Source organism: Lentzea aerocolonigenes (genome assembly GCF_000955955.1).
GTDB lineage: Bacteria > Actinomycetota > Actinomycetes > Mycobacteriales > Pseudonocardiaceae > Lentzea > Lentzea aerocolonigenes_A.
The window spans coordinates 37,750-63,328 of sequence record NZ_JYJG01000071.1 but is presented as its reverse complement, the minus strand read 5'-3'; the positions used below and the strand labels follow the sequence as shown (position 1 = coordinate 63,328).

Genomic DNA, 25,579 nt, shown 5'->3' with positions numbered 1-25,579 from the left:
CCGCTCTTTCCTGGGTCTGCCAAGACCAGGCTGAGCCCCGCGAACCGGCGTAGCGTCCTCGTCATGCTTCCCGAATCCGCCAGGGCAGTGCTGGAGTCCAACGCGCTGGGCCACCTCGTGACGCTGGGCAAGGACGGCGCACCCCAGGTGACCATCATCTGGGTGGGCCTGGACGGCGACGAGATCGTCTCCGGCCACCTGATGGCACACCAGAAGGTCCGCAACATCCGCAACGACGGCCGCGTCGTGCTGTCCCTCGAGACCCCCGTCATCAACGAGATGGGCCTGCAGGAGCACCTCGTCATCTACGGCACCGCGCGCATCACCGAGGGCGGGGCGCCGGAACTGCTCCAACGCCTCGCCCACACCTATCTCGGCCCGGACGTGAAGTTCCCGCCGTTCGACAACCCGCCACCCGGCTTCGTCACGCGCATCAAGGTCGACCGCGTGGCGGGCGTCGGCCCCTGGGCGTTCTAGACCTCGTAGCAGGAGTGGACGGCGGGCTGGCTCGTGTAGTTCGGACCGGCTTTGTCGTCCGCGCCCAGATAGGTGAACGGCAGCCGCGGCCGTCCCGAGCCGGTGTAGCCGACGCGACGGTGGCGGTTGTCGTAGGTGAATCCCGCGTCCCGCAGGGCTTTGGTCAGCGTGCGGCCGAACGGGGTGCCGTCCGCGCGCCGCACGCTGGAGACGTCGAAGTTCGCCACCCGCCGGCCGCCGAGTGGGGCGAGCTGGGAAAGCGGTGCGGGCAGCAGGCCGAGGTTCGTCGCCCACGTGATGCAGCCCGGGCACGCTCACGCAGGGGTACCCCCGAGCTGGGAACCCCTACATCTCAACGTACTCACGGGGTCTGACACTGGTTCGCGATCATGAAGCCTCTGCGGCCGGGCTGCCGCGCCCAACCAGTGCCTCCCGCTCACGTGCAACAGCCGCGATCCTCGAGCGCTCGCGCAGGGGTACCCCCGAATCGGGAACCCCTGCGTTTCAACGTACTCACGAGGTCTGACAGTTCGGCATGAGCGATCACCAGAACACCTTGGCCAGGCGGGCCATGCCCTCGGCGATCTCCGCGGGTGTGTTGCTGGTGAACGACATCCGCAGCGTCGCGTGGTCCGGGGTAACAGCGTAGAAGGGCGCACCCGGCACGAAGGCGACGTCATGGGTCAGAGCTTCCTTCAGCAGTTCGGCGCTGTCGGCGGAGCCCGGCAGGCGCAGCCACACGAACATGCCGCCGTCCGGATCGGTCCACGTGGTGCCGGCGGGAAATGCGCCAGGCAGCGCCGCGACCATCGCTGAGCGCCGCTCTCCATAAGCCGCGCGCAAGCGGGCAACGTGCGCGTCGAGGTCGTTGTGCGTCAGGTAGGCCGCGCACGCCGCTTGGTCCACAGTGGACGTGTGGAGGTCGGCTGCCTGTTTCACGATCGTCAAGGTGCGCAGCAGCGAGGCAGGTGCGCGCAGCCAGCCGAGGCGCATGCCCGGAGCGCCGATCTTCGAGAAGCTGCCCAGGTAGATGGTTCTGTCGCTGATGGATGCGAGCGGTGCGACAGGAGATCCGCGGTAGCGCAGCTCGCTGTACGGATCGTCCTCGACGACCCAGAAGCCGTGCTCCGAAGCCAGCGCGGCGATCTCGGCGCGACGCGAAGACGACAACGTGCGGCCCGTCGGGTTCGCGAACGTCGGCACCAAGTACAACATCGATGGCCGCGAGGAGGCCACAACGGACCGCAGCGCCGAGATGTCCATGCCCTCGGCGTCGGCGGCGACCGGGACGATCCGGGCTCCCGCCATCTGGAAACACTGCAGCGCGGCCAAATACGTCGGTTCCTCCACCGCCACGACGGCGCCCGGTTCGAGCAGGGCGGTCGCGACCAGGGCCAGCGCCTGCTGCGAGCCCGTGGTGATCAGCACGTCCGAAGTGGGCAGTCCGCGGGCGGTCAGCCGATCGGAGATCAGCGAGCGCAGGACCGGATTTCCTTCTGTGGGGGCATATTGCAGCACTGAGCGGTCTCGCAGGGCGAGGTCGTAGGCGGCGCGCAGACCGTCCTGGTCGAACAGTTCGGGGGCGGGAAGTCCACCCGCGAAGGAAATCACCTCGGGACGGGAGGTCAGCGCGAGCAGATCGCGCACCGGGGAGCTGGCCACGGGGAGGGTGCGGTGCATGAACTTCACGTTAACCGGCGCGGGTTCCGGCCGGATGCGCATTTTCTGTCGGTGGTCGTGACTAGCGTGGCGGACATGGACATTGAGACACGTGGAGCCCAGCCCTACGCCGCCGTCAGGGCCACGGTCACGCTCGAGACGTTCGCCAAGATCGCCCACCGCTTTCCCGAGGTCATGCAGTGGCTGGCCGATCGCGAGTTACCGATACTCGGCGCACCGTTCTTCCGGTACTTGCGCGTGTCGGGCGACGAGTTCGAGGTCGAGGCCGGCATCCCCACGATCGCCGAGGTGCCGGACGAGGGCGAGGTGTTCACCGCGACGCTGCCCGCCGGTCAGTACGTGGTGGCGGTGCACGAGGGCAGCCCGGACGGGCTGGCCGCCGTCACCGAGGGGCTGCTCGCGCACACCGTGCGGTTCGACCGCGACGGCGACAGATGGGGTGCCCGCCTCGAGACCTACTTCACCGACCCGGCCGTGGAGCCGGATTCGAGCAAGTGGACGACGGAGGTGGCCATCAGGCTCGCGGACTGACCTCGGACCGGCTCGCGCATATATGCCGTGTGGGCTATATTGCTGGCATGGCATCTACATTCGCCGTGCTGGCCGATCAGAGTCGCCGGGAGATCCTCGACCTGCTGCGGGACCGCGAGCGGCCGGTCGGTGACCTGGTCGACCGGTTGACGCTCACCCAGCCGACCGTCTCGAAGCACCTCAAGGTGCTGCGCGAGGCCGGTCTCGTCGAGGTGCGCACCGACGCCCAACGGCGCTGGTACCGGCTCGCCCCCGGCCCGCTGGCCGAGATCGACGCCTGGCTCGCGCCCTACCGGCGGATGTGGGAGAAGAGCCTGGACGCACTCGAACGCCGGCTCGACGAGATCGAAGGAGACTGAACCCGTGGACGCCGAACTGCGGATGATCGAGGGCAAGCCCGTCCTGCGCTTCGAGCGCAGGCTGCGGCATTCGCCGGAGAAGGTCTGGCGGGTGGTCACGGAACCGGCCGAGATGAAGCACTGGTTCCCGGCCGAGGTCACGATCGACGGCCGGCGGATGAGCTTCACCTTCCCGTCCGAGGCGCCGGTCGACGCGGACGGCGGCGAGGGCGAGGTGATCGAGTCCGACCCGCCGAAGGTCTTCGCCTTCCGCTGGCTCAACGACGTGCTGCGCTTCGAGATCCTCCCGCGCGAGGACGGCTGCCTGCTCGTCTTCACCGCCGTGGTCACGAACAAGCTCTCCGTGGGCCGCGACGCCCCCGGCTGGACGACCTGCCTCGACGCACTCGTCGCCCACGCCGACGGCACGAAGTTCGAGCCGCCGACGGAGTGGCTGCCGATCATCGAGCATTACATCGCCGAGTTCGGCCTGGACGAGGGCACCGACGAGCCCGCGGGCGTCACCTTCGTCCGCGACCTGGTCTGGAAGCCGCTGGACGAGGTCTGGCAGCTCCTCACCGAGGGCATCGACGACGCCGTCCCGCCTCGCGCCGTTCACCCCGGCCTCACCCCGGGCAAGGTCACCAGGGCCGAGGCACCGCACCTGCTCGAGTTCGAATGGCTCCAGGACGGCGAGCCGAAGGGCGTCGTCCGCTGGGAGTTCGAGCACGTCAAGCTGCAGGGCAGCACGGTCACGCTGGTCCAGGAGAACGCGCACGGCCCCGAGGCGCTGGCGGCCTGGCACGTGCACCTGGAGCTGTTCTTCGCCGCCACGCAGGGCGAGATCCGCGGCCCGTGGCCGAAGGACCGTGAGGAGGAGCTGGCCAAGCGCTACGCCGAGCGCTGACCCGGAAACCCCCAGAACGCGGCCGTCCGGTGACAACGGCCGCGTCAAAGGGCATCACTCGTGCTGCACCCGATCGACCAGGCAGGCCCAGTCCGGCGTGGCCCGCCGCCCCAGCCGCCGAGCCGCCCGGTGTTCGTGCTCCAGCACGGCCAGCCGCCGGTCGCGCGGATCCGGCGCCAGATCCTCGAGCCGGAGCACGTCGGCCGGGGTCAGCCGGAAGCTGACGAGCTTGGTCGAGTCGATCCTGGCGATCGTCCACCAGCACGTCGCCGCCGCGTACTCGCAGCCGAGCGAGCGGAACTGCTCTTCTGCGAGGAGAAGGTCGTGCACCGCTTCCGCACGATCCCGGGTGGCGAGCATGAGGTCGGCGCGCACCTGCAGAGACCTGGCGACCACCTCGGGGAAGTCCGCGGTGGTGATGACGTCGGTGACGAACTCCTTGCCCTCGTTGTACTTCCGGGCGGCGAGGCACAGCCTGGCCTGCAGCACGGTGAGCCACTGGTACGGCTCCGTGCCCGGCGTCAGCAGTGCCTCGGCAGCCTGCGCGCGCTCGAATGCCGCGCCCAGCTCCGAGCGTTCCCGCGTCATCTCGTACCGCAGCAGCTGCCGTTCCGCCTGGAGCGAGGCGCACACCCCGACCTCCTCGCTCGTCGGACCGGAGATGGAGCGGAACAGCGTCGTGGCGAGGATCAGCAGATGCTCGCAGTTGCGCAGGTAGAACTCCCGGTCGTACGGAAGCGCTTCCATCGCCATGTGCAACAGGACGCGCGCGTGCGCACGTTGCCCGCGCGCCGCCGTGTCCAGGTCGCGGTACTTCTTCGCGATCTGCGCCCCCTCCTCGGCCACGGACGCCGCCTGGCTGAAACGGTGTTCCCGCAACAGGTGCCACGACTGGCCCGACACCAGGACCTTCGCCTTCAACGCGCCTTCGCCCTTCAGTGGCAACGTTGACGAGAGCGTCTTCAAACACACGTCGGACAAACGGCTCACCAGCCCCACGTCGCCGTGCGCCTTGGCCACGCCGACGACCGAGTCGAATGCCCTGGCGAGCTCCAGGTCGCCTTCTCCCTGCTCCACCAGCGCACAAGCCAGCTGGTAGGCCTGCGCGGAGGACTGCGGGCAGGCCTCCAGGCCGGCCAGCATCATCCGGGTCTGGTACACGCCTTCTGGTTCCGCACGCACCACACCACCCCCGATCTCGAGCGCACCGAGACTTCGCACCAGTTCCTCCTCACCGTTGCGGCTACCCGGATCGAACCGGTGGATCACCAACTGCTGCAGCACCGACGGCAACGCGTTGGCGTCGATCCCCGGCGGCACGACCGGCAGCACCGCGCACCCGTGCGCACCGCCGTGGTGGTAGATCTTGTGCCGCACCAGCCCCGCCTCGTAGCGCACTCCCCTGCGCTCCACGAAGTCGTTGGACAGCAACGCTTTCAGGTAGTCGTCGGACACGATGACCAGGACTGTCCGATCGCGGACCGCGGTCTCCATCCAGGCCGGAATGGACAGCGGGTGGATGATGCTGAGATCTCCGTCCCACAACACGTCGAAACCGCGTGCTCGCAACGCTCCCACCACCGCCGACGCGGTCGGGCCTCCATCGCTACTGCTGTAGCTAACGAATATGGCCATCGCATTGCCCTCTCAAGTCGAGAACCTCAAGGGGCTGAACGCGATCTCTGGTGTCGTTGCACATGGTGCGCCTCCTGCGGGTGTGGTCGCGCACCGATCCGGCTGGACCGGTGCGGCGAGGACCAATCACCCGAACGGGACCTGGATGGCGGCACTCATCAGGGATCGAACGTCATACGCTGACGGACGGTGACATCGCCTCGCCTCATGGGACTGGGGTTCGGTTGTGGAAGCCATCGGGCGAGTGGCTGCGCCAACAGCCACCCGCCCGGCCTTGCGGATCAAAGACCTCCCAACTCCTCGAGCCGCCGGTCGATCACCTTCGGCGTCTCCTCCGCGGGCAGCGCGAACTCCTCCACCTGGAAGAAGTAGCCGAGGAACTCCTTGAGCTCCGGCCCTGACGTCATCAGGTCGTCGCGACCCGGATGTTCCAGCAGCAGAGCGAAGTCCTCCTCCCCCTCGGAGAACTCGAGGATCGAGAACGAGCTCTTCATGGCCGGGTGGATGCCGGCCGAGAAGGGCAGGATCCGGATCGTCACGTTGTCGAGCGCGGCGACTTCCTTGATCCGCCGCAACTGCTCGCGCAGCACGTCCTCGCTTCCGATCACCCGGTGCAGCACGGACTCGTCCAGGATGATGAAGATCTCGGGGCCGTCGGGGTCCAGTACCGCCTGGCGGTGCATGCGGATCTCGACACTGCGATTCGCCCGCGGTCCTGAAAGTCCGTATGCCGTGACCAGCGCCAGTGCGTACTCCGGGATCTGCAGCAAACCCGGGATGACGTTGAGCTGGCACTGGCGGATCCGGATGGCGGAGGTCTCCAGTTCGAGGAACTTGGCGAACTGCTCGGTGAACGACCCGCGGTACTTCTCCATCCACTCCGACTTGGACTGCCGGATGGCCCTGGTGATTCCCACGAGGTCGGCGACGCGGGCGTCGTCCCGCACGCCGTAGTGGAACAGGAGTGCCTGCACATCGGTGACGGAGATCTTGTTCTCCCCCTTTTCAATCCTGATCAGTTTCGAAACGGACCAGTCCATCGCGTCCGCGACAGCCTGCTGACTGAGACCGAGCCCGTCTCGCGTCTGCCTCAGCTCGGCGAGCAGGCGCTTCTGCAACACGACGGGACTTTCCTTGGGGGGCAACACCCCTCCTCCCTCAATCTGCTAGGTAGCAGATTGGTAGTGGCCAATTGGAGGGGTTCCACAATGCTTGTCAACCAATTGACCAGTTTCAGGGAGAGGGATAGCAGCCTGAAGCCAGGGTGATCAAACTCGGACAGACCTCCAGGTGACACCCGTCCGGCTGAACTCAGAACTGGACGGAGGTCAGGAACGCGCGCCACCCGGCCGGCGGAAACTCGAGCCACCGGCCGCCGACGTCCTTGGAGTCCCTGACCCGCACCGCGCGGCCATCACCAGCGCATTCGACACAGCTGGTGGCTTCACCACCGCTGTAGGAACTGCGCTTCCACGTGAGCTCCGCCGCCATCGTCGCCCTCCCGGCATGGTCCCCGACCCGACAAGGCCACACCCGAGACTAGGTCCGGCAAGTTGATCGAGACACCGCCAGAGGTGCGCCGCCCGGTGGACAGAAAGGTGTCAGATCAAGGACACGCCGGCAGCGGAAGTTGTTGGTACGACATGGAATCAGAGCGAAGCGAGCCGGTCAACGCCGACGCCGCTGATCAGCAGCCGCTCCTTGCGGTTGCCGAGCAACCGCTGCGTCCAGTCGGTGAACCCGCCGTCACCGATCTCCTCGCCGTGCAGATAAACCTTGTAGCACAAGCCTTTGTAGTACCCGGTCCGCCGCGACGGGTCCGCGGGCAGCGAGCCGCGCACCACCTCGAACCGCGGATCCAGCACGGTCACGCGCACCTCCACGTCCCCGCAGGCTTCGCGCAGCAACGCGATGTGCTCGTCGAAGTGTTGCCGCTCAAAGGCGAGCGAGCCGCGGTCACGTCCAGCCGACACGGCGGCGAACAAGGTGAAGTGCGCGAACCGCCCGGCTCCTTCGAACATCTGCGCGCGCACCACGCGCTGCACAGCCGCAAGCCGCACGTCATCGGCAGATGACTGCCGACGCACCGCGGCCTCCAACGCCAAGGAGTTCGTCGCATCAGCCGCGACCTCGGTGCCCCGAGTCGTGGAGAGCACGTTGTTCTGGTCCAGCTCGGCGACCGCGGAACACGTCCCCAGCGGCACCACCGGCGCGAGCCCCACCACGTCGAACGACGGCGGCAGCGCGGCCAGCAACCGGTCCTCCGCCGCCCGCAGCACCCCGAACGGAATCGACGACGGCCCCACGAACCGGTCGGAACGGTACTGCCGCAACACATCCGGCCCCGACAACGCAGAAGCGCGCCGCCGCGTCAGCGCGAGCAGCAAGGTCGTGAGGTCGCTGCCGGACAACCGCGCGAGCCGGTCCAGCGCGTCCTCCCCGCCCAACGCCCGCAGCACTCGGGTCAGCGCACTCATGCCCACCATGATCCGCGCACCGGCCAGTGGTTTTCGCGAGCGCGCCCGTTGATCACCTGGCTACCCTCGACGGTATGACCGACGCGATGCGGGTGGGCGAGCTCTGGGGCCGCCGGGCCGCGCAACGAGCAGCTCTCGGCGCGAAGATGTCCCTGCCCGCCTGGAAGACCGCGATCGAGCGCACGAACACCGGTCCAGGCAGCACTGTGCTCGACCTCGGCTGCGGCAGCGGCGAGTTCTGCGCCCTGGCAACGGAAGCGGGCGCGCACGCCACCGGTGTCGACGCGTCGCACGAGATGATCAAACTGGCCAGGACGACCGCGCCCGCCGCCGAGTTCCACGTGCGCGCGCTCGGGCCGTTGCCTTGGCAGGACGGCACGTTCGACGTCGTCACGGCGTTCAACGCGCTGTTCTTCGCGCAGGATCCCGAGGCGGCGTTCGCGGAGGCGGTCCGGGTCAGCAACGACTACGTGGTCGTGTGCGACTGGCACCCGGAGCACCCGAGCGACACCATCACCGTCGGGTGGAGCGTGAAAGGTCCCAGCGGACGCCGGCGCGCGAAGACCCCGGAACCGCACGAGAAACTGACGATCGACATTCCCCAGCACTTCCCCGACGAGGACTCGATGCTGCGCGCCTTCCTGAGCACAGGCGGCTACCAGCCGATCATCGAGACCGACGGCGAAGAATGTGTGGCGGAGAAGATCAGGGCCGCGACCGAACAGTTCCGCACCGGAGAAGGCGGTTATCGGTTCGCGAACAAGTACCTGATGTCGGTGTTCCGCAAGAACGAGATCCCCAGGAGCTGAAAGTCAGGCCGCGGCGAGGATCTCGTAGCCGGCCGAGGTGAGGGCAGCGGGGCCAGGACGGGTGCTGATCAGGCCCGCGGACCTCAGGCGCAGTCCGGCGAACTGGTCGGCGCAGCACAGGCCGTCGACGAGCAGGGAGCTTCCGGAGATCTCGCAACGGCCGTCGGCGACGGCTCTGAGAACTGCGCGGTCGCGGTGTGTGAGCGATGAGGCGGTCATCTTCTTCTCCTAGCGGTGAAGCGTGTACTTACTAGTACGTCGAAGAAGAAGGGGTCGGTTCGACATCATCGGCAGAGAATTCCGCGCGTACACCCAGAAGACGCACGGCGCGGCCGTGTTCGAACCGGTCGAGCACGGTCAGCGCGGCGGCCGCGAGATCGTCAGGAGATGACGTCGGCGCAGGTAGCTTCATCAGCCGCACCTTCGTGAAGAACGGCACGAACCGCACCTTCACGCCCACGCGCACGACCGGCCGTCCCTCAACACGAACGTCCTCCGCCACCTGGTGGGCCAGACCGACGACCTCGCGCCGGATGTCCTCCATCGACGTGAGGTCCTGCTGGAACGTCTTCTCGTGGCTGCGGGACTTCACCACCCACGGCGTCGCGGACACCACCGTGTCGCCCGCACCCAGCGCCACGGTCCGGAAGTACGGGCCCATCCGCGGCCCGAACCGATCTGCCAGCGCCTCGACCGGCGCCGACGCCAGATCCGTCACGGTCACGATGCCCAGCTCGGCCAGCTTGCGCTCGGTCTTCGCCCCGATTCCCCACAGCGCGGACGTCGGCCGGTGCCCCATCACCTCGACCCAGTTCTCGCGGGTCAGCTGGAACGTCCCGGCCGGCTTGCCGAACTCGGTCGCGATCTTGGCGCGCAGCTTGTTGTCCCCGATGCCGACCGAGCAGTGCAGACCGGTCGCGGCCAGCACCGCCGCCTGCAACGACCGGGCCAGCTCGAACGGGTCGTCCACCGACGCGCCGACGAACGCCTCGTCCCACCCCATCACCTCGACGACGACCGGGAACGACCACAGCACGGCCATCACCTCCGCCGACGCCGCCTCGTACAGCCCGTGGTCGGCGGGCAGGAACACGGCGTCCGGCAGCTTCTTGAACGCGGTCCGCAACGGCATCCCGGAGTGCACGCCGAACTCCCGCGCCTCGTACGACGCCGTGGCCACGACCGCGCGCTCGGTCGGGTCGCCGTTGCCGCCCACCACCACGGGCCTGCCGCGCAACGACGGGTCGCGCAACACCTCGACCGCCGCGATGAACTGGTCGAGGTCCACGTGCAGGACCCAGTCCGCCATGCTGGCCAGAATAGATAATGGAGGGCATGAAACGGTCTGCTGGAATCCTGCTGTTCAGGCGAACCGCGCAGCTCGAGGTGCTGCTGGGGCACATGGGCGGCCCCTTCTGGGCTCGCAAGGACGCCGGCGCGTGGTCGGTGCCGAAGGGCGAGTACACCGAGGACGAGACGCCGGAAGACGCCGCGCGCAGGGAGTTCACCGAGGAGCTCGGACTGCCGGTGCCGGACGGTGAGCTGCTCCCGCTCGGGGAGGCCAAGGGCTCCGGCAAGGTCATCACGGTGTGGGCGCTCGAAGGCGACCTCGATCCGGAGACGGTCACGCCGGGCACGTTCGAGATGGAGTGGCCGCCCAAGTCGGGGCAGAAGAAGGAGTTCCCCGAGGTCGACCGCGTGCAGTGGTTCAGCGTGGAAGAGGCGAGCGCGAAGATCGTCTCCGCGCAACGCCCCTTCCTCGAACGACTCACGGCCAGATAGCCGAGACCCACTCCGGGTGGTCGATGAACGGGTTCCGGTTCTTCTGGATGCCGTAGATAGCCTCGTTGCGGTTCTTCTCGAACGCGTCCGGCGGGTCGTCGTGGCTCCACGTCTTCAAGACCGACAGCTTGCCCATGTACGGCGCCGTGCCGTTGTTCACCGAGTCGTTGAGCTCCAGGTTCGGGAAGCCGTCGGTGCCCTCGTAGCGCACGGCCATGTAGAAGATCATCCGCGCGACGTCTCCCTTGACGGCGTTGCGCGGCTCGAACGAGTCACCGTCGTACTTGCATCCCGTGCATTCCGAAACGGTGGAGCCACCGCTGTCGAAGTCCAGGTTGCCGCGGGTCGCGTTCACGTTGACGTCCTCCGGCCTGAGGTGGTGCAGGTCGGTGCCGGGGCCGGTGGCGGTGCCGAAGTCACCGTGCGACTTCGCCCAGACGTGCTCGCGGTTCCAGTTGTCGTTGCCGCCGCCGTTCGCCGACTTCGCCCGGGAGATGCCGCTGTACAGCAGGATCACGTTGTTCGAGTTGCCCGGGTCCTGGTCGGTGACCTTCAGCGCCTCCCAGACCGCGTCGTAGCTGAGCTTGGTCTGGTTCTTGATGATGCTGTTCAACGCCGTCTTCAACGCGGACCCGGTCTTGTTGCAGGCCGCCGCGTAGTAGCCGTCGCACGACGATGGCGGCGGTGTTGTCGACGTTGACGTTGACGTTGTCGGCGGCGTGGTGCTGGTGATCGCCGTCGGCGACTTCAGACCGGCGTGCGGGGTGAAGTACGGGGTCAGCGTGCCCGTGACGTAGATCTGGGTGCCCATCAGCGACGGGTTCGACCTCAGGCCCCACTTGGCCCGGAAGTCGGTCGTGAGCTGCACGTAGATCATGCGCGAGGTGCCGGTCTCGGACGCCGAGTCGGCCAGCGCGAGCGCGTTGTCGTCAGGAAAACCCGATCGGACGACAGTGCTCGCACCAGTGGGCTGCCCGACGACGTACCCGCCGACCGTGTTCGCCGACCCGTCCTGCCGGCTGATCGCCTGGGCAACGGTGAGCGGAGCTGCTGCGACAGCGGCGGTCGACCCGTACAGGCCGACCGCCGCCAACAAACCGATGACTAACGCAAGTGGACTCCACCGCGCCATGTGCCCTCCCCGATCGTGTGAACGTTGTGCACACGATCGGTTGAGCCGGTCAACGGATGGTTAACGCTTGATCACGGGACCAGGACGACCTTGCCCGTGGTCCTCTTCGACTCGACGAGCTCGTGCGCCTTCGCGGCGTCCGCGAGCGGCACAGCGTGGTCGATCTGCACCTTGAGCTGCGGCAACGCGGCCAGGTCGGCACCAGAAGCGGACACGCCCATGAACAACTCGAACCGGATGCCGAGGTCCACAGCTCGGTCAACGTCAAAACCTGGATTGCCCGGAATGATCGAAACGAGCACTCCACCCGGCTTCAGGACCTTCGCGGACCGCTCGGCGTAGTCGCCGCCGATCGTGTCGAGCACGACGTCGACCGGGTCGATCGAGGTGAAGTCCTCGTGCCGGTAGTCGATGACCTCGTCCACGCCGAGCGAGCGCAGGAAGTCGTGCTTGGCCGCCGACGCCGTGCCGATCACGTGCGCACCGCGCGCCTTGGCGATCTGCACCGCGACGTGCCCGACACCACCGGCGGCGGCGTGGATCAGCACGCGCTGACCAGCGGCAAGCCCACCGCGACCGACCAGCGCCTGCCAGGCGGTCAAAGCCACCATCGGTACCGCGCCCGCCTCCTCGACGGTCAGGTACGACGGCCGCGCCACCAGGTCGGACGCGTTCGCCACGGCGTACTCGGCGTAGCCACCACCGGTGCCGGGCCAGGTGAGCAGCCCGTGGACCTCGTCACCGGCCGCGAACCCCTCCACACCCTCACCGAGCTGCTCGACGGTGCCCGCGATGTCCCAGCCCAGCGTGAACGGCGGCTCGCCGAGCGCGGGGAAGCCACCGGCGCGGATGTACGTGTCGACCGGGTTCACGCCGGCCGCACCCACCTTGACCAGCACCTGACCGGCGCCGGGCACCGGCTTCGCGACCTCCGCGACCTCCAGCACGGACGCGGCCCCGACGGTCTTCTGCGTGATGACTCGCATGATGATGATCCCCTTCGATGTTCTCGATGGGCACCATCTTGCAGTTAGCGCCAACTTTTAGAAAGTAGGCACTTCAAGGTAACTAACTCTCCCTCAGATACAGATCACGCAGCAGCGCGATCTCGGCGAGGTGGTGGATCATCTCGCGGTTGATGTGCAGCACGAGCGTGGCCATCGGTTCCTCGGCGAACGGACCCTCCGCCGGTCCGACCGGCTTCGAGAGGTCGGCCGTGCGCACGCCGGCCATCCACGCCCCGTAGGCGTCGTCCAACTGCTTCAGCGCCTCATCAGCGGTCTTCGCGTACGGCCACGTCGTGTAGTCCGCAGGCGGGCCACCGAAGTGCGAAGCCGTGCGCATGTTGAGGACACCGATGATGATGTGCGCCATCCGCCACGCGATCGTCGTGACCGGCGCCGGCGTGGGCTGCGGGTGCTCGAAGTCGACCGAGCCGTCGGGGTGGACGGTCCAGGCGCCCGGCACGGGCTGCCAGAAGTACTCGTCGTCGGTCAGGCCATCGAGCCGCGGCCGCGCCTGAACCCGCCAGTGCCAGTCGAGCTGGTCTGTCAACTGCTTGTTCCAGTCCATGCCGGAAACGGTAAATCCGTTTGCGGACAACCACTGTCCTGGAAAGACTCGGCTGGTGGAGATTCGCACCTCGCGCGCCGAGGACGTGGACCAGGTCGAGAAGCTCATCGTCTCGCGCATGGACCCCAGTGACGGCGTCGACGCCCGCCTGCTGATGACCGACCCGGACGCGGGCTGCGAATGGGTCGCGGTCGCCACCGACGGCGACCGGATCGTCTCGACCGCCACGCTGATGGACGAGACCGTGACGCTGGCCGGCCTCGACATCCCGGCGGGCCAGGTCGAACAGGTCGCCACGGACGTCGAGTACGAAGGCAAGGGCCTGGTGCGGCAGCTGATGGGCTGGGCGCACGACAGGTCGGCCGAGCGCGGTCACCTGGTCCAGGTGATGATCGGCATCCCGTACTTCTACCGCCAGTTCGGCTACACGTACTCGATCCCGGTCAAGCAGACCAGGCCGCTGGTCAGGAAACCTGAACCCGTTGCAGGACATACGATCCGGCGTGCGGTCGAGGCCGACATCCCGGCGCTCGAACGGTTCCAGCGCGACGTCCAGCAGGGCGTGGACCTGCGCATGGGCCACACGGTCCAGTGCTGGCGCTGGCTGATCAACCGCACCGGCACCACCACGTGGGTCGTCGAGCGCGACGGCAGCCCGGTCGCCACCGGCCGCAGCACACCGCCGGAGGAGGGCGACGTCGTGCTGGGCGAGGTCGCCGGAGACGATGCAGCGGTCAAAGCGCTGGTGCAGCTCGTGAATCCGGACCAGGTCGTCGAACGGCTGCCGGTGCTGGAGGAGTTCCTGGAGGCCCGGCGCCCCGGCCTGGAGCAGTACCTGGTGCGCATCCCGGACGTGCCGAAACTGTTCGAGCACCTGCGCCCGGTGTTCACGAAGCGCCTGCAGGGCCAGGAGCCGACCGAGGTGCTGCTCGGCTTCTACCGCACCCACGTCCGCTTCCGCTGGGACGGAACCGGGATCGGCCCGTACGAGTGGGGCGGCACGATGATGGGCCCCGGCGAGGAGGGCGGAGCCGGTATCGCCCCGGACCTCCTCGCGCCGCTGCTGTTCGGCCCGCACGGCATCGACGGGCTGCGACGGCTGTTCAGCGACATCTACCCCGGCCCGAAGTTCGACCTGATGAACGCGCTGTTCCCGCCGGTCACCAGCGACCTGCTGACGTTCTACCTGCCCTAGGGCAAGCCCCAGAACCGTTTCGTGTTCGCGCCCGCCGGAGCGATCACCAGCTCCGGCGACGTGCCGCGCGTCTTCACCACCACGTCGTCGTTGCGCGCCAACGTGATCGTCAAAGTGCCGTCCGAGTTGGCCTGGAACGGAACCGCCGAGCCGTCGAATCGCACGACCTCGAACGGCCCGGCGAGGTTGCCCGGATGCAACCGGAGAGGCTCACCGGCCAACGACCTCACCCGGACGAACTGGGTCTTGCCCGCCTTCCGCACCGCGCTGACCAGGAACGCACCCTCGGTCCGCACGTTGTGCACGGACACGCTCGCCCACGCCGCCGGCACCGCGGGAAAGACCCGCACGACCCCGCCCCAGCTCTGCACCAGCATGTCGTGCATGGTCTGCGCGCCGGACAACGGCGTCTCGATGACCGGGCCTGACTCCTTGTACATCGTGTTGGGCTGCACGTACTTGTCCAGCAACGTGACCAGCTGGCCGCGCGCCTTGTCGCCGTCGCCCAGCAACGCGTACATCGAGCCGGAACCCGTGAAGGTGTAACCCTGCAACGCACCCGTGAAGCTCAGCCAGTGCTTCATCGACTTCTGCAACGCGTCGCGGTTGGCCGCGATCGCCGGATCCAGGGTGTGGAGCGGGTAGAACCACAGCAGGTGCGAGTAGTGCCGGTGCGACTTGGTGAGCTTCAGGTCGGCGCCGATCCAGAACCCCTGCGTCGAGTCCTGCGGCGGCTTCACCAGGTTGTCCATGACGTCACGCCACTTGGCCAGCAACGGATCGTTCAACCCCAGCCGCGCCTGCGCCCAGATCAACGTCCTGCAGCCCCAGTGCAGCAGCGCCAGGTCGTAGTTGCAGTCCTTTGTGGACCCGTACTCCGGCGAGAACGTCTTCGGCAGGTGGTAGACGCCCTTCGAGTCCTTCGTCAGGAAGTGCAGGTGGTAGTTCACGGCCCGGCGCAGCAGCGGGAACACCAGGTCGCGCAGCACGGCGTCGTCCATCTGGTGGCGGTAGGTCAGGAACGCGTTGTGCAAGGTCCACAACAGGTTTCCGCACTCCGGGTCACCGTCCGCGCCCGGTTGCGCGACACCTCCGCGAAGGTCTTCCTGAGTCGTGCGGGCGATCCCGGCGGAGTCGGAGCGGTACTGCGAGGGCACGTTGGCCACCAGCGCGTCCTGGCTGCGGTCGAGCGACGCACTCAGAGAATCGAGCTCCCAGTGGCTGGTGGCGTTGAGGATCCAGTACTCCAGCTGCACGTTGAGGTTCCACCACGTGCCCGGCCACGGCGTCGGCTCCAGCCACGGTCCGCACGTGCCGAGCACCGGGCGGTCGCGGCGCGTTGCACAAGCCAGTTTGTAGAGCTGGATCCAGTAGAAGCTCTCCAGGCGGGTGTCGGCCACCGACACGAAGCTCTTGGGGTAGAAGGAGTTCCACCACGACCGGTGCTCGGTCCGCAACTGATCATCAGTCAGCACTGAAGCGCTGGTGAGCGTTGTCGACGCCACCGAGTCGGCGTTCTTCGCGGGGAACGTGTGCGCGACCGTGGCCAGCAACGTACCGGACCGGATCTGCCACTTCGTCACGGTCTGCCCGCCCGCCACCAGGTCCTGCGTGCACGTAGTGCCGCTGGTCTTGGGCTCCGGGTTGGTCTTCAGCCCGGACGGTGCGGGCTTGAAGTCGAGCCGGGGACTGCGGGCCGGGGAGGGCACGAACGTCCACTTCACCCGTTCCGCGCCGGAGCGCACCGAGGCCGAGACCAGCAGCACGTCACGTGACGCGTGCACGAACGCCCGGATCTCCAGCACGCCAACGGAAGTCGTGACGGTGCCGGTGAGCTCCGCGTTCCACAACGACAGCCGCAGGTCGACGTCCGCGATGTCACCGGCGGTGTCGAACAGGAAGTGGCCGATGGGCAGCCGCGCGTTGCCGAAGTTCGTGCCGCCGGTCCCCTGGTGATCGCGCACGCGGGTGTCGCCGATCCGGAACGCCAAACGCTTGCCGACCCGGTACACAGCGGCGCCCAAGCCACCGTTTCCGAGGAACGGGCCCTGGTAGAAGGTCGTCGGCACGGACGCCCACACCGGGTCGAGCCCACCCAGGTACGACGGCCAGTCGACCTGGTCCTCCAACGCCGCCGAGGCAGCCGAAGCAGTGGAGACCCGCGACAAGGCGACCGCACCGGCGGTGCCCGCGAAGAGGGTGCGACGGGAGAAACGCACGACGACTCCATCCCACGAAGCGGAGGCGGCGGCCGATTCATCGGATGTGTAGTCCTCTGCAACGTTCCGTGTCAATAAACCGAGCGCTCGGTCTAGTATTGGCGCCTATGACGACTGTTCAGGAGACCGCGGCGGTCAGGTACGGCATCTGGGTGTTCTGCCCGGTGCTGGGTGCCGCCGCGGTGTGGGGGCTCAAGCTGGCAGCCGGGTGGATCACGACGCTCGAGTGGTTCCCGTTCCAGGGGGTGTTCGAGCTGATCACGGACATTCCGGAGCCATGGGCGACCACGGCGGCAGTAGCGCTCGGCGCCATCGCGGGCGGCGTGCTCGCACTGATGTGGGCCGCGGAGATGATGTCCGTCGAGGTCTCACACGACCGCGTGACGCTCAGGAAGGACGACAAGACCTTCGACTTCGGCCGCAACGAGGTCGAGTCGGTGTTCGCCGAGGGCAAGCAGCTGGTGCTCCTCTCACCCAGCGGGGCCGAGCTGGCCCGCGAGACATCCGATCTAAGCAAGAACAGGCTCGCAGAAGCTTTCAGGAGCCAGGGCTACCGCTGGTGCGACGCCGACCCGTTCGCGAACGAGTTCAGGATGTGGGTCGAACACGCGCCAGAGCTCCCGGCAGACGTGAACGCGCTGTTCACCGCCCGGAGGAAGGCCATCTCGAAGTACGAGAACGAGGAGGCCGCAGAATTGGCGCGGGAGATCCGCAAGCGCGGCGTCTACGTCAAAGATCAGAAGAAGAGGCAGTACTACAGGTGCGAACGGTAGATCCGGTCAAGCACGCGGCGAAGAAGCGCCACATCACGGACACGGCCGCGGGCCTGTTCGCGGAGAAGGGCTTCGACCGGACGACCGTCGCGGACATCTGCAAGGCCGCCGACATCAGCACCGGCAGCCTCTTCCACTACTTCCCCACCAAGCGCGCGATCTTCCTGGAGATCTTCGAGCAGGACGGCCGGGACAACGCGGAGGTGTTCGCCCACGCCAGAACGCTGGACCCGTGGGAAGCCGTGCTGATGGTCGTCGACCACCTGTGCGTCCCGGCACTCGACAGGACGATCGCCGGGCTGGTGCTGGAGGTCGTCGCGCAGGCGAGCCGCGACCAGGAGCTGTGGGACCTGGTCGCACGCAACGAGGTGGTGGTCCGCGACGAGCTGGCCGACCTGCTGCAACGCGCCCACGACACCAACCAGATCACGCTGCCGGTGGACGCCCGCACGGCCGCCACGTGGGTGCAGGGACTGGTCGACGGCCTGTTCGGCAGGCTGGTCGACCCGGACTTCGACGCCACCGTTCAGGTGAGCACCCTCCGGTTGATCCTTTCCCGTTTCGTGGGTGCTCAAGCACCATGAGGGCATGGCCTACGACGTCGCAGCGGTCCGCGCCCACTTCCCCGCGTTGCGCGAGGGTGCCGCGCACTTCGACGGACCCGGCGGCTCGCAGACGCCGGACGTCGTCGGCGACGCGGTCCGCGAGGCCCTGACCTCGGCTGTCTCGAACCGCGGCAGCGTCACGGCCTCCGAACGCCGGGCCGAGGAGATCGTGCGGAAGGCACGCCGCACGATGGGCGAGTTCCTGAACGCGGGCAGCATCGTGTTCGGCCGCAGCATGACCCAGCTGACCTACGACTTCTCCCGCACACTTTCGAAGAACTGGCGGCCGGGCGACGAGATCATCGTGACCCGCATCGACCACGACGCGAACATCAGGCCGTGGGTGCAGGCAGCCGAGGCGGCGCGGGCAACGGTCCGTTGGGCGCCGTTCGACCGCACGACCGGTGAGATGCCCATCGAGGCCGTCACCAACCTCCTGTCCGACCGCACCCGTGTCGTCGCGATCACGGCGGCGTCGAACCTGCTCGGCACCCGTCCGGACGTGGCGGCGATCGCGTCGGCGGCGCACGAGATGGCGGCGTTCGTGTACGTCGACGGCGTGCACTACACACCACACCTGCCGGTGGACATCGAAGCGATGGACGCGGACTTCTTCGTGTGCTCGCCGTACAAGTTCCTCGGTCCGCACATGGGCGTGCTCGCGGCCGCGCCGGAACTGCTGGAGACACTCAGGCCGGACAAGCTGCTGCCCTCGACCAACACCGTGCCGGAACGGTTCGAGCTGGGCACACTGCCGTACGAGCTGCTGGCCGGCACGACCGCCGCCGTGGAGTTCATGCGCGGGCTCGAGGGCCTCGAAGAACACGAGTTCGGGCTGCGCGACAAGCTCGAGAACGGGCTGCGGGAGCTCGGCGTGCGGATCTACAGCAAGGCCTCGCAGCGCACCCCGACCGTGCTGTTCTCGGTCGACGGCCTGGAACCGGCCGAGGTGTACCGCAGGCTCGGCGCCGAGGGCGTCAACGCACCCGCGGGCCACTTCTACGCCATCGAGTGCTCGCGGTGGCTCGGTCTGGGCGACAAGGGCGCGGTGCGAGCGGGCATCGGCCCGTACACCGACGAGTCCGATGTGGACCGATTGTTGAAAGCCGTGGCCAAGCTCAGATGAACAGCAGCAGGCCCACGTAGGCGAGTCCGATGAACACGCTGATGTTGAGCTTGCGCGTGATGCGTTCACCGTGGTGGTCGGCGATCAACGACCTCGCCCGCGCCCACATCAGCTTCTCGCCGGCCTGCCTGTCCGGCAGCTGCGGGGTCGTGATCACGTCGCCGTGCGGGCCGAACGCGAGCATGAGCTGCGGTCCGGCGCGGCGAACCCCGTGCAGCTGCGCCCACGGCACGCGGTAGGTCCAGATGCCCGTGTAGAGCACGACGGAGCTGTGGTCGAGGCGCAGCAACGGCTGGAACCGCGTCACAGCCGACAGCACGCACTGCACGCCGATCAGGCCCAGGATGATCAGCTCCGGGTAGTACCTCAAAGCGATCAACGCCCCGGCCGCGCCGAGCAGCAGCACCACGCCCTCGGTCCGCCGCCGATCACCCGGCCACATCGCGTGCGGCAGCTCGACCTGGGTGCCCGCGGTGACCGGTTCGCCCGGCAGGTGTGCACTGTGGACGGTGTGCCGCGGCCTCACCCTGGACAACGTGCTGGTGGCCACGACCTCGCCCTCGACCAGCAACGCGACCTGGCCGCCGTGGTGCCACTCGCCCGCGACGAGGACCTCCGCCGGGTCGAGCTGCACCGGCGCGTCCTCCTCACCCCGCCACACCCGGCCGAACTGCTCGGTGTCGTGGTAGAGCGGCTCCTCCAGCCCGAGGTCCGCGAGCGTGACCACGGTGGCGATGTCGGTCTTGTTGTGCCGCAACAGGATCCGGCGCGGCCCGACCGGATGCGCCTGCAGCCGGAGCGCCTTCACCGGCCCGGTCCACAACGCCCGGCGGCGGCGTTCACGCGCGGCCAGCATGATCGCCAGGAACACGGCGGCGCCGGCGAGCGTGAGCCACCACGTGACGTCCTCGGGCTCGTTCGCCATCTGCACCCACGAGCCGTCCGCGAGCACCATCACCGTGTCGCCGATCTTGTACGTCTCGGGCGCGAGCGGCTGGAACGCGGTGCGCTGCTTGTCCGGCAGCTCGACCCACACGTCGTAGGTGTCCTTGATGTCGACGACCTCGGCCTCGACCCTGCTGGCCTTCGCGACGTGCTGCTCGATCTCGCCGTTCGTCAGGTCGTACTGCACGAACGTGAGAAAGCCGAACAGGACGAGCAGCACCGCGACGATGCGCAGAACTCCGCGCGGTGGCGGCATGTCCGGCAACGAGACGACGACCGCACCCGCGGCAGTGTGCTGGTCCACGCGCGACCGGAACGTCCACGCCGCCACGATCGCGCACGCACCGGCATGCAGCCCGAACGCGACATTGGCGGTCGCCGACCCGTCGAGCACGATGTCCAGCGCACCGAACGCGACACCCATCGCACAACCCGTGAGCACACGGCCGAACAACAACAGCAGCGGTGTGGCCAGCAACGGCACCACGGCGAGCGCGAACACGGGGTCCGGCAGACACGGCTGCGCGGCCGTGCACGGGACCTCGTTCGCGCTCACGGCGAAGTAGAAGGCGACGATCCAGCCACCGACCAGCCCGACCTTGGTCACCCACCACGGAACCGCGGCCGCTTCCCACCGCTGGACGTCCATGACGCGGATCATGACACGACCGTTGCTCCGAACGGTGCGATTCCCCCGCAACGAAACGGGTATCCGCAGGTCACTTGAACTCGGAGGTGGACATGCTGGCCATCATCGCCGCAGTCGCGTTCGGTCTCGCCCTGATCCTCGACCTGGCGAAGACCGCGCTCGGTGACGTGATCACCGCCAACACGCTCGTGGTGCTCGGGCTGTTGCTGCTCGCCCTGCACCTGGCCGGAATCGGCTCCAGCAGTCGCTCGTGGAGCTGGCGCCGTGCCCGCAGGTGAGCAGACCGTCGACCGCCCCACCAAGCTGCCCAAGGGCGCCTGGTGGGGCGTTCTCAAACGGACGGTCAAAGAGTTCAACGACGACAACCTCACCGACTGGGCGGGTGCGCTCACCTACTACGCGGTGCTGTCGTTGTTCCCCGGCCTCATCGTGCTGACGTCCGCTCTCGCGCTGTTGGGCGAGACGACGACGCAGGAGCTGCTGAAATACGTCGACCAGGTCGCGCCGGGCCAGGCGGGTGACCTCATCAAGTCGTCCGTCGAGGAGTTGCAGAAGGGCCAGAGCTCGGCCGGGCTGCTGGGCATCATCGGCGTGCTGACGGCACTGTGGACCGCTTCTGGCTACCTCGGCGCGTTCATGCGCGCGTGCAACGCCGTGTACGACGTGGAAGAGGGCCGGCCGTTCTGGAAGACCGTGCCGCTGCGGCTCGGGCTGACACTGGGGTCGGTCGTGCTGGTGTCGCTCACGCTCGGCGCGCTCGTGCTGACCGGGGACGTCGCGGACACCGTCGGCAACTGGCTCGGGCTCGGCGACGTCGTCGTCACCGTGTGGGACATCGCCAAGTGGCCGGTGATCCTGCTGCTCGTGTCGCTCGCGTTCGCGGTGCTCTACTGGGCGGCGCCGAACGTGCGGCAGCCGGGCTTCAGCTGGATCACGCCGGGCAGCCTGCTCGCGATCGTGCTGTGGGCGCTGGCGACCGTCGGCTTCGCGGTCTACGTGGCGAACTTCGCGTCCTACAACAAGACCTACGGCTCGCTCGGCGGCGTCATCGTCTTCCTGGTGTGGCTGTGGATCTCGAACATCGCCGTGCTGCTCGGCGCCGAGTTCGACGCGGAGCTGGAGCGCGGCCGCCGCATGAGCGAGGGCGAACGGGATCCGTCAGCCGAGCCGCGTGATCTCCCCGGGTAGCTCGGCCTTGACCGCCGTCCACACGCCGTCCGGGCCCGGTTCGATGCGCTCGCTCGTGTCACCGGGCACGAGCACCCACAGCTGGTCCTGCTTGGACAGCCACACGACACCGATGCCGTCCGCACGCGAGCTCGTGGCGTACTCGTAGGACTTGCGGAACACCTCACCACCGTTGCGGTCGGTCACCTTCACCTCGCTCGCGCTCTCGGCGTGCGCGACGAACTTGCCGCTGGGCGACGTCTTCGGTGCGCCGGGCCGGGCGAACCTGTCCTCCCGGTCACTGCCGCATCCGGCGACCAGGAAGAGCGCGAGCACCGCGGCCAGGACTCTCATGACAACTCGAAAACGGGATAGTCACCGGCGTGGGCCAGCAGCTTGTCCTGCGGTGTCGTGGCGTCCATGCCGGGGAAGAACTGCTTCACCTGACCGTGCCAGCGCTGCAGGTAGGCCTGCATGATCACGGGCTTGGCCTCGTCCGGCAGCTCGACGGCGGTGAACGACTCGACCGCGCGACCGCGGCGCAGCTCGCCGGTGCCGGCGACGCGCAGGTTGCGGACCCACGACGTGACGCCGCGCGGGGCGAGCAGGTAGCGGGTGCCGTCCAGCTCCAGCAGGTTCACCGGGGCGCTGTACACCTTGCCGCTCTTGCGGCCTCGCACGAACAGGGTGCGCATGCTCCTGGGCCCGAGCCCGAGCTTCACCAGCCTGCCCACGAGCCTGTTCGCGAACTGCTCGAACCCGGTGGGGCGGGAATTGCCGTGCGTCATGGGGCTCAAGGTAGCTAGCGTGATCGTCCGTGTGGTCTGTTCTCGAAGAGTTTTACGACTCTGTGCCCCGACCGGGATCTCGCGTTGAGGAACACGGCGAGCTGGTGCTGTTCGTCCAGGCGGGCGACGGCTATCCGTACTACGCGCGGCCGCGGTTCCCCGGTGGCCGGCCGACAGTCGCGGACGTGCTGAAGATGCGCGCACGGCAGCGTGAGCTCGACGTGCCGGAAGCGCTCGAGTGGGTGCACGAGACCACACCGGGCCTCCTCGACGCGGCTGTCGCGGCGGGCTTGGAGGTGCTCCAAGCTCCGCTGATGGTGCTCGATCCGGACAAGCTGCCCGAACCGCACCCGTTCGTGAAAGTCCTCGACACGCGGCCGGTCGAGGTGTCGGTGGTGGCCCAGCTGGCGTTCTCGTCGCCGGGCACGTCACCAGGCTCCGTTGGCGTGCGTGAACGAGACGCCGAGCTGCGGAACGCGACCCCGATCGCCACCCGGCACCGGCACGCGGTGGCCGACCTGCCAGGCGAGGGCGTGCTGGCGGTGGGCACTGCGCAACGGGCGGGTGACGTCGTCGAGATCGCGGCAATCGGCACGTTGCCGGCGGCACGGCGACGTGGCCTCGGTGGTGCGGTGACTGCGGAACTGGCGCGAGACGCTCTCGAGAGAGGCGCATCGCTGGTGTTCCTGTCGGCAGAAAGCCTCGACATCGCGCGCGTTTACGAGCGGGTCGGGTTCAGGCGCGTCGGAACGGCCTGCATCGGCTCACCAGTCGTGTGAGTTCAGTTCGCCAGTGCGAGGCATCGGCACTCGAAACAAACAGCCGACGCACGGCATTCCGGACGGCTGGCTGAGCAGTTCGGCCTCACCGCGGTGGATGAGCTCGCCGCAGTAGGCGGTGAGCGCGAGAGGCGTGCTGTCGTCGTCGGGCATGGGTACGAGGTGGCACGTGCGTTGTGTCTCTCCTACGACACCCGCACGCTTGCGGACCAGCAACACGGGCATGCGCGCTTCCGTTTCCTGAATGCTCATGCCTTCACCTCGGCGTCGTCCACCACACACACGACGGCGTGCGTGGTCGCGTAGAACTTGAGCCGGTAGGGGCCCGAGTTCCTCTCTGCCACTGCCGCGCAGAACTTGTCGGCGCTGACCTCTTCCGATCGCGGCGTTCGTTCGGCTAGGTCGATCACGCCTAGATCGTGCGGCGCGCGAGAAGAAATTGGGAGGGTTACATACGATTTACGGGTCGCGTATGCGGAACTCGCATACTCACCTGAGCTGGGTGACCTCGGCGGCCAGCTCGGCGATCGCCGGCGTCCCGTGCCACGGGTCGAGCTTGTCCAGCTCGTTGACGATCAGCTGTGAGCCGGTCGCCCTGGCCAGATCGAGCGCCACGAACCCCAGGTCGACGGCCTGGTCGACGTCACCGTTGGCCGCGTACGCATAGGCGAGCTTGGCCGTGTGCACGCCCTGCTCCCACTGGCAGATGGCGCCCCATCTGGGCATGAGGTCCGTGTACGCGTTGATGGCCCGGCGGTGGTCGGCGAGGTCGACCATGCTCGCGGCGCGCTGCATCTGGACGTGCAGCTCGGTGAAGCAGTAGCCGATGGAGTACTCGTCGCTCTGCGGCCGTTCGGCGCTCAGCACCAACGACCGCGCGAGGTCGAACCGCGGCATGCACGCGTCCTGCCCCGCACGCGCGAGACCCCGTGCTTCCTGCCGCAACGCCATCGCGCGCACGAGCGGGCTCAGCCCCGTCTCACGCTGGGCGGCGCGCGCCAGGCCGATGACGCGGTCGTCGTCGCCGTCGACCTCGGCGAGCTGGCTCATCCGCACGTAGCAGTACGCGACGACATCACGGTCGTCGGCGGCTTGGCCCTGCTCCAAGGCCCGGGACGTCCACAGGCCAGCGCCCCGCAGGTCGCCGATCTCCTCGTGCAGCCAGCCGTAGAACTCCGCGTACATCGCACCCGTGCCGAGCAAACGGCGCCGTACGTCGCCACGCGCGTTGCGGCGCAGCACGTCGATGAAGTCGTACATGTTGCGGACGGCGGGCATCAGCGCACCGGTGCCACGCCAGTTGTGCGCGTCGTTGACGATGCGGCGCAGCACGAGGAGCTGGCTCACGGCGTCACTGGCCATCACGCCGTTGCCGTCGGTCGTACCGAAGACGGCGGAGGCGCACAACGCCATCAGCGCCTTGCCCTCCATGCCCACGACCAGGTCTTTCGCCACGCCGTCGAGCCCCACTGCGCCCAGGCTCCTGGCTTCACCCGATCGCATCGGCACCGTGCGGTCGGTCAGTCCGAGCAGGTGGGCGGGGATGCCGAGCAGCCGTTGCAACGTCCTGAGCACGCGCATGTCGTAGGCGATGTTGCTGCCGGCCTCCAGGCGCGAGATCGCCGACTGGGAGAAGCCCGCCAGCGTCCCGAGCTCGTCCTGACGCAGGCCGTGCGCCTTGCGGGCGATCGCGACCACGGCGCCGGGCGACTCCGCGGCGACCGCGTCCCGCACTTCCTTCGACTCCCAGATCGCGGGCGGCAGCATGGGCAGCGGCCCGTCCGGGACGACGACGGCGTTCTTAGCTGGTGTGCTCAACCTCAACGCCTCCTGCAATCAGCTCGCATGGTGGCAGCGGGTTCAGGCTCGCATCGACCGCCATCCGGGCTAGCCGCCTGGATCATGCCTGGCCGAACGAAATTGTGCTCGCCCGCATCTCAAATGGATCCCGAAGAACCCTCGTAGAACACGTAACCGGGATGGAAATCGTTCA

31 protein-coding genes and 1 pseudogene are annotated in these 25,579 nt (G+C 68.0%); 13 read left to right on the top strand and 19 right to left on the bottom strand.

What is annotated here, in order from left to right; genetic code table 11:
* The first annotated feature begins 63 nt into the window (after positions 1 to 63).
* On the top strand, positions 64 to 477 hold the full coding sequence (locus UK23_RS12845; RefSeq protein ID WP_045311683.1) for a PPOX class F420-dependent oxidoreductase: 414 nt from the start codon (positions 64 to 66) through the stop codon (positions 475 to 477).
* On the opposite strand, the gene UK23_RS48580 is transcribed toward UK23_RS12845, so the two are convergent.
* Entirely contained in the window at positions 474 to 704 is a 231-nt protein-coding gene (locus UK23_RS48580) for a hypothetical protein (protein WP_156213062.1), read from the bottom strand. The genes UK23_RS12845 and UK23_RS48580 overlap by 4 nt on opposite strands.
* Positions 705 to 1,020: 316 nt before the next feature.
* Positions 1,021 to 2,157, bottom strand: coding sequence for a PLP-dependent aminotransferase family protein (locus UK23_RS12835; RefSeq protein ID WP_045311715.1), 1,137 nt, complete (start codon positions 2,155 to 2,157; stop codon positions 1,021 to 1,023).
* A 75-nt stretch (positions 2,158 to 2,232) separates the two neighbouring features.
* Between UK23_RS12835 and UK23_RS12830 the strand changes: the two genes are divergently transcribed.
* The 3 genes from UK23_RS12830 to UK23_RS12820 are packed head-to-tail and all read left to right on the top strand — an operon-like array spanning position 2,233 to position 3,933.
* Positions 2,233 to 2,688, top strand: a complete 456-nt coding sequence (locus tag UK23_RS12830; protein ID WP_045311714.1) for a GyrI-like domain-containing protein — start codon at positions 2,233 to 2,235, stop codon at positions 2,686 to 2,688.
* 47 nt (positions 2,689 to 2,735) lie between these two features.
* The gene (locus tag UK23_RS12825) at positions 2,736 to 3,047 is read left to right on the top strand and encodes an ArsR/SmtB family transcription factor (protein ID WP_045311682.1); all 312 of its coding nucleotides are present in this window, start codon (positions 2,736 to 2,738) and stop codon (positions 3,045 to 3,047) included.
* Positions 3,048 to 3,051: 4 nt separating this feature from the next.
* On the top strand, positions 3,052 to 3,933 hold the full coding sequence (locus UK23_RS12820; protein ID WP_231114478.1) for an SRPBCC domain-containing protein: 882 nt from the start codon (positions 3,052 to 3,054) through the stop codon (positions 3,931 to 3,933).
* 54 nt (positions 3,934 to 3,987) lie between these two features.
* Here the strand turns inward: UK23_RS12820 and UK23_RS12815 are convergent, their stop codons facing one another.
* The 4 genes from UK23_RS12815 to UK23_RS12800 form a co-directional block, all read right to left on the bottom strand.
* Positions 3,988 to 5,568 carry a toll/interleukin-1 receptor domain-containing protein gene (locus tag UK23_RS12815; RefSeq protein ID WP_082114610.1) on the bottom strand — a complete coding sequence of 527 codons (1,581 nt, stop codon included), beginning with the start codon at positions 5,566 to 5,568 and terminating at the stop codon, positions 3,988 to 3,990.
* Positions 5,569 to 5,849: 281 nt separating this feature from the next.
* Positions 5,850 to 6,716 carry a helix-turn-helix domain-containing protein gene (locus UK23_RS12810; protein WP_156213061.1) on the bottom strand — a complete coding sequence of 289 codons (867 nt, stop codon included), beginning with the start codon at positions 6,714 to 6,716 and terminating at the stop codon, positions 5,850 to 5,852.
* Positions 6,717 to 6,879: 163 nt separating this feature from the next.
* Positions 6,880 to 7,059 carry a DUF397 domain-containing protein gene (locus UK23_RS12805; RefSeq protein WP_045311680.1) on the bottom strand — a complete coding sequence of 60 codons (180 nt, stop codon included), beginning with the start codon at positions 7,057 to 7,059 and terminating at the stop codon, positions 6,880 to 6,882.
* A gap of 158 nt (positions 7,060 to 7,217) precedes the next feature.
* Positions 7,218 to 8,045: a hypothetical protein gene (locus tag UK23_RS12800; protein ID WP_045311679.1), complete on the bottom strand. Its 828-nt coding sequence runs from the start codon at positions 8,043 to 8,045 to the stop codon at positions 7,218 to 7,220.
* Between the two features lie 74 nt (positions 8,046 to 8,119).
* On the opposite strand from UK23_RS12800, the gene UK23_RS48575 reads away from it, so the two are divergent.
* On the top strand, positions 8,120 to 8,854 hold the full coding sequence (locus tag UK23_RS48575; protein ID WP_052684608.1) for a class I SAM-dependent methyltransferase: 735 nt from the start codon (positions 8,120 to 8,122) through the stop codon (positions 8,852 to 8,854).
* A 3-nt stretch (positions 8,855 to 8,857) separates the two neighbouring features.
* On the opposite strand, the gene UK23_RS12790 is transcribed toward UK23_RS48575, so the two are convergent.
* Together UK23_RS12790 and UK23_RS12785 are read right to left on the bottom strand one after the other, a co-directional pair.
* On the bottom strand, positions 8,858 to 9,073 hold the full coding sequence (locus UK23_RS12790; protein ID WP_045311678.1) for a hypothetical protein: 216 nt from the start codon (positions 9,071 to 9,073) through the stop codon (positions 8,858 to 8,860).
* Positions 9,074 to 9,104: 31 nt separating this feature from the next.
* Positions 9,105 to 10,163, bottom strand: a complete 1,059-nt coding sequence (locus tag UK23_RS12785; RefSeq protein WP_045311677.1) for a DNA polymerase IV — start codon at positions 10,161 to 10,163, stop codon at positions 9,105 to 9,107.
* Between the two features lie 26 nt (positions 10,164 to 10,189).
* Here UK23_RS12785 and UK23_RS12780 point away from each other — a divergent pair, with 26 nt between their 5' ends.
* On the top strand, positions 10,190 to 10,636 hold the full coding sequence (locus tag UK23_RS12780; protein WP_419503878.1) for an NUDIX domain-containing protein: 447 nt from the start codon (positions 10,190 to 10,192) through the stop codon (positions 10,634 to 10,636).
* Here the strand turns inward: UK23_RS12780 and UK23_RS53680 are convergent.
* The 4 genes and pseudogenes from UK23_RS53680 to UK23_RS12765 form a co-directional block, all read right to left on the bottom strand.
* Positions 10,623 to 11,369: an endonuclease I family protein gene (locus UK23_RS53680; RefSeq protein ID WP_419503879.1), complete on the bottom strand. Its 747-nt coding sequence runs from the start codon at positions 11,367 to 11,369 to the stop codon at positions 10,623 to 10,625. The two genes, UK23_RS12780 and UK23_RS53680, sit on opposite strands and share 14 nt — an antisense overlap.
* A 9-nt stretch (positions 11,370 to 11,378) precedes the next feature.
* Positions 11,379 to 11,768: pseudogene (locus UK23_RS53675) on the bottom strand (DUF6359 domain-containing protein); the annotation flags it as partial.
* A 71-nt stretch (positions 11,769 to 11,839) separates the two neighbouring features.
* Entirely contained in the window at positions 11,840 to 12,754 is a 915-nt protein-coding gene (locus UK23_RS12770) for an NADP-dependent oxidoreductase (protein WP_045311674.1), read from the bottom strand.
* Positions 12,755 to 12,836: 82 nt separating this feature from the next.
* Positions 12,837 to 13,340 (bottom strand): DinB family protein, encoded by a 504-nt coding sequence (locus UK23_RS12765; RefSeq protein ID WP_045311673.1) that lies wholly within the window; start codon positions 13,338 to 13,340, stop codon positions 12,837 to 12,839.
* 55 nt (positions 13,341 to 13,395) lie between these two features.
* Here UK23_RS12765 and UK23_RS12760 point away from each other — a divergent pair, with 55 nt between their 5' ends.
* A complete protein-coding gene (locus UK23_RS12760; protein ID WP_045311672.1) occupies positions 13,396 to 14,535 on the top strand; it encodes a GNAT family N-acetyltransferase in 1,140 nt (379 codons plus the stop codon).
* Here UK23_RS12760 and UK23_RS12755 read toward each other — a convergent pair.
* On the bottom strand, positions 14,532 to 16,754 hold the full coding sequence (locus UK23_RS12755; RefSeq protein WP_045311671.1) for a glycosyl hydrolase family 95 catalytic domain-containing protein: 2,223 nt from the start codon (positions 16,752 to 16,754) through the stop codon (positions 14,532 to 14,534). The genes UK23_RS12760 and UK23_RS12755 overlap by 4 nt on opposite strands.
* 107 nt (positions 16,755 to 16,861) lie before the next feature.
* Between UK23_RS12755 and UK23_RS12750 the strand changes: the two genes are divergently transcribed.
* From UK23_RS12750 to UK23_RS12740, 3 genes are read left to right on the top strand one after another with little or no spacing between them, the layout of a single operon-like run.
* The gene (locus tag UK23_RS12750) at positions 16,862 to 17,527 is read left to right on the top strand and encodes a hypothetical protein (RefSeq protein WP_045311670.1); all 666 of its coding nucleotides are present in this window, start codon (positions 16,862 to 16,864) and stop codon (positions 17,525 to 17,527) included.
* A complete protein-coding gene (locus tag UK23_RS12745; protein WP_045311669.1) occupies positions 17,515 to 18,111 on the top strand; it encodes a TetR/AcrR family transcriptional regulator in 597 nt (198 codons plus the stop codon). Before UK23_RS12750 ends, UK23_RS12745 begins: the two co-directional genes overlap by 13 nt.
* A 4-nt stretch (positions 18,112 to 18,115) precedes the next feature.
* Positions 18,116 to 19,258, top strand: coding sequence for a cysteine desulfurase-like protein (locus tag UK23_RS12740; RefSeq protein ID WP_045311668.1), 1,143 nt, complete (start codon positions 18,116 to 18,118; stop codon positions 19,256 to 19,258).
* On the opposite strand, the gene UK23_RS12735 is transcribed toward UK23_RS12740, so the two are convergent.
* Positions 19,251 to 20,864, bottom strand: a complete 1,614-nt coding sequence (locus UK23_RS12735) for a hypothetical protein (RefSeq protein WP_045311667.1) — start codon at positions 20,862 to 20,864, stop codon at positions 19,251 to 19,253. The two genes, UK23_RS12740 and UK23_RS12735, sit on opposite strands and share 8 nt — an antisense overlap.
* A gap of 80 nt (positions 20,865 to 20,944) precedes the next feature.
* Between UK23_RS12735 and UK23_RS12730 the strand changes: the two genes are divergently transcribed.
* Complete coding sequence (locus tag UK23_RS12730) at positions 20,945 to 21,130, top strand: hypothetical protein (RefSeq protein ID WP_045311710.1); 186 nt, start codon at positions 20,945 to 20,947, stop codon at positions 21,128 to 21,130.
* Complete coding sequence (locus UK23_RS12725; protein WP_045311666.1) at positions 21,117 to 22,040, top strand: YihY/virulence factor BrkB family protein; 924 nt, start codon at positions 21,117 to 21,119, stop codon at positions 22,038 to 22,040. The genes UK23_RS12730 and UK23_RS12725 overlap by 14 nt, the downstream gene beginning before the upstream one ends.
* On the opposite strand, the gene UK23_RS12720 is transcribed toward UK23_RS12725, so the two are convergent.
* Together UK23_RS12720 and UK23_RS12715 are read right to left on the bottom strand one after the other, a co-directional pair.
* The gene (locus UK23_RS12720; RefSeq protein WP_156213060.1) at positions 22,011 to 22,373 is read right to left on the bottom strand and encodes a hypothetical protein; all 363 of its coding nucleotides are present in this window, start codon (positions 22,371 to 22,373) and stop codon (positions 22,011 to 22,013) included. The genes UK23_RS12725 and UK23_RS12720 overlap by 30 nt on opposite strands.
* Positions 22,370 to 22,807 (bottom strand): nitroreductase/quinone reductase family protein, encoded by a 438-nt coding sequence (locus tag UK23_RS12715; protein ID WP_156213059.1) that lies wholly within the window; start codon positions 22,805 to 22,807, stop codon positions 22,370 to 22,372. The genes UK23_RS12720 and UK23_RS12715 overlap by 4 nt, the downstream gene beginning before the upstream one ends.
* A gap of 104 nt (positions 22,808 to 22,911) precedes the next feature.
* Between UK23_RS12715 and UK23_RS12710 the strand changes: the two genes are divergently transcribed.
* Entirely contained in the window at positions 22,912 to 23,586 is a 675-nt protein-coding gene (locus UK23_RS12710; protein WP_196777717.1) for a GNAT family N-acetyltransferase, read from the top strand.
* Here UK23_RS12710 and UK23_RS12705 read toward each other — a convergent pair.
* From UK23_RS12705 to UK23_RS12700, 3 genes are all read right to left on the bottom strand, one after another.
* Positions 23,572 to 23,838, bottom strand: a complete 267-nt coding sequence (locus tag UK23_RS12705; RefSeq protein ID WP_052684607.1) for a hypothetical protein — start codon at positions 23,836 to 23,838, stop codon at positions 23,572 to 23,574. The two genes, UK23_RS12710 and UK23_RS12705, sit on opposite strands and share 15 nt — an antisense overlap.
* Positions 23,835 to 23,996, bottom strand: coding sequence for a hypothetical protein (locus UK23_RS51485; protein ID WP_156213058.1), 162 nt, complete (start codon positions 23,994 to 23,996; stop codon positions 23,835 to 23,837). Before UK23_RS51485 ends, UK23_RS12705 begins: the two co-directional genes overlap by 4 nt.
* A 79-nt stretch (positions 23,997 to 24,075) precedes the next feature.
* On the bottom strand, positions 24,076 to 25,404 hold the full coding sequence (locus tag UK23_RS12700; RefSeq protein ID WP_156213057.1) for a helix-turn-helix domain-containing protein: 1,329 nt from the start codon (positions 25,402 to 25,404) through the stop codon (positions 24,076 to 24,078).
* Positions 25,405 to 25,579 lie beyond the last annotated feature (175 nt).

Coding starts and splice junctions, on each gene's coding strand:
- UK23_RS12845 (WP_045311683.1), top strand. CDS start 64: ATGCTTCCCGAATCCGCCAGGGCAGTGCTGGAGTCCAACGCGCTGGGC.
- UK23_RS12835 (WP_045311715.1), bottom strand. CDS start 2,157: ATGCACCGCACCCTCCCCGTGGCCAGCTCCCCGGTGCGCGATCTGCTC.
- UK23_RS12830 (WP_045311714.1), top strand. CDS start 2,233: ATGGACATTGAGACACGTGGAGCCCAGCCCTACGCCGCCGTCAGGGCC.
- UK23_RS12825 (WP_045311682.1), top strand. CDS start 2,736: ATGGCATCTACATTCGCCGTGCTGGCCGATCAGAGTCGCCGGGAGATC.
- UK23_RS12815 (WP_082114610.1), bottom strand. CDS start 5,568: ATGGCCATATTCGTTAGCTACAGCAGTAGCGATGGAGGCCCGACCGCG.
- UK23_RS12805 (WP_045311680.1), bottom strand. CDS start 7,059: ATGGCGGCGGAGCTCACGTGGAAGCGCAGTTCCTACAGCGGTGGTGAA.
- UK23_RS12800 (WP_045311679.1), bottom strand. CDS start 8,045: ATGAGTGCGCTGACCCGAGTGCTGCGGGCGTTGGGCGGGGAGGACGCG.
- UK23_RS48575 (WP_052684608.1), top strand. CDS start 8,120: ATGACCGACGCGATGCGGGTGGGCGAGCTCTGGGGCCGCCGGGCCGCG.
- UK23_RS12790 (WP_045311678.1), bottom strand. CDS start 9,073: ATGACCGCCTCATCGCTCACACACCGCGACCGCGCAGTTCTCAGAGCC.
- UK23_RS12785 (WP_045311677.1), bottom strand. CDS start 10,163: ATGGCGGACTGGGTCCTGCACGTGGACCTCGACCAGTTCATCGCGGCG.
- UK23_RS12780 (WP_419503878.1), top strand. CDS start 10,190: ATGAAACGGTCTGCTGGAATCCTGCTGTTCAGGCGAACCGCGCAGCTC.
- UK23_RS12770 (WP_045311674.1), bottom strand. CDS start 12,754: ATGCGAGTCATCACGCAGAAGACCGTCGGGGCCGCGTCCGTGCTGGAG.
- UK23_RS12765 (WP_045311673.1), bottom strand. CDS start 13,340: ATGGACTGGAACAAGCAGTTGACAGACCAGCTCGACTGGCACTGGCGG.
- UK23_RS12750 (WP_045311670.1), top strand. CDS start 16,862: ATGACGACTGTTCAGGAGACCGCGGCGGTCAGGTACGGCATCTGGGTG.
- UK23_RS12740 (WP_045311668.1), top strand. CDS start 18,116: ATGGCCTACGACGTCGCAGCGGTCCGCGCCCACTTCCCCGCGTTGCGC.
- UK23_RS12735 (WP_045311667.1), bottom strand. CDS start 20,864: ATGATCCGCGTCATGGACGTCCAGCGGTGGGAAGCGGCCGCGGTTCCG.
- UK23_RS12730 (WP_045311710.1), top strand. CDS start 20,945: ATGCTGGCCATCATCGCCGCAGTCGCGTTCGGTCTCGCCCTGATCCTC.
- UK23_RS12720 (WP_156213060.1), bottom strand. CDS start 22,373: ATGAGAGTCCTGGCCGCGGTGCTCGCGCTCTTCCTGGTCGCCGGATGC.
- UK23_RS12715 (WP_156213059.1), bottom strand. CDS start 22,807: ATGACGCACGGCAATTCCCGCCCCACCGGGTTCGAGCAGTTCGCGAAC.
- UK23_RS12705 (WP_052684607.1), bottom strand. CDS start 23,838: ATGAGCATTCAGGAAACGGAAGCGCGCATGCCCGTGTTGCTGGTCCGC.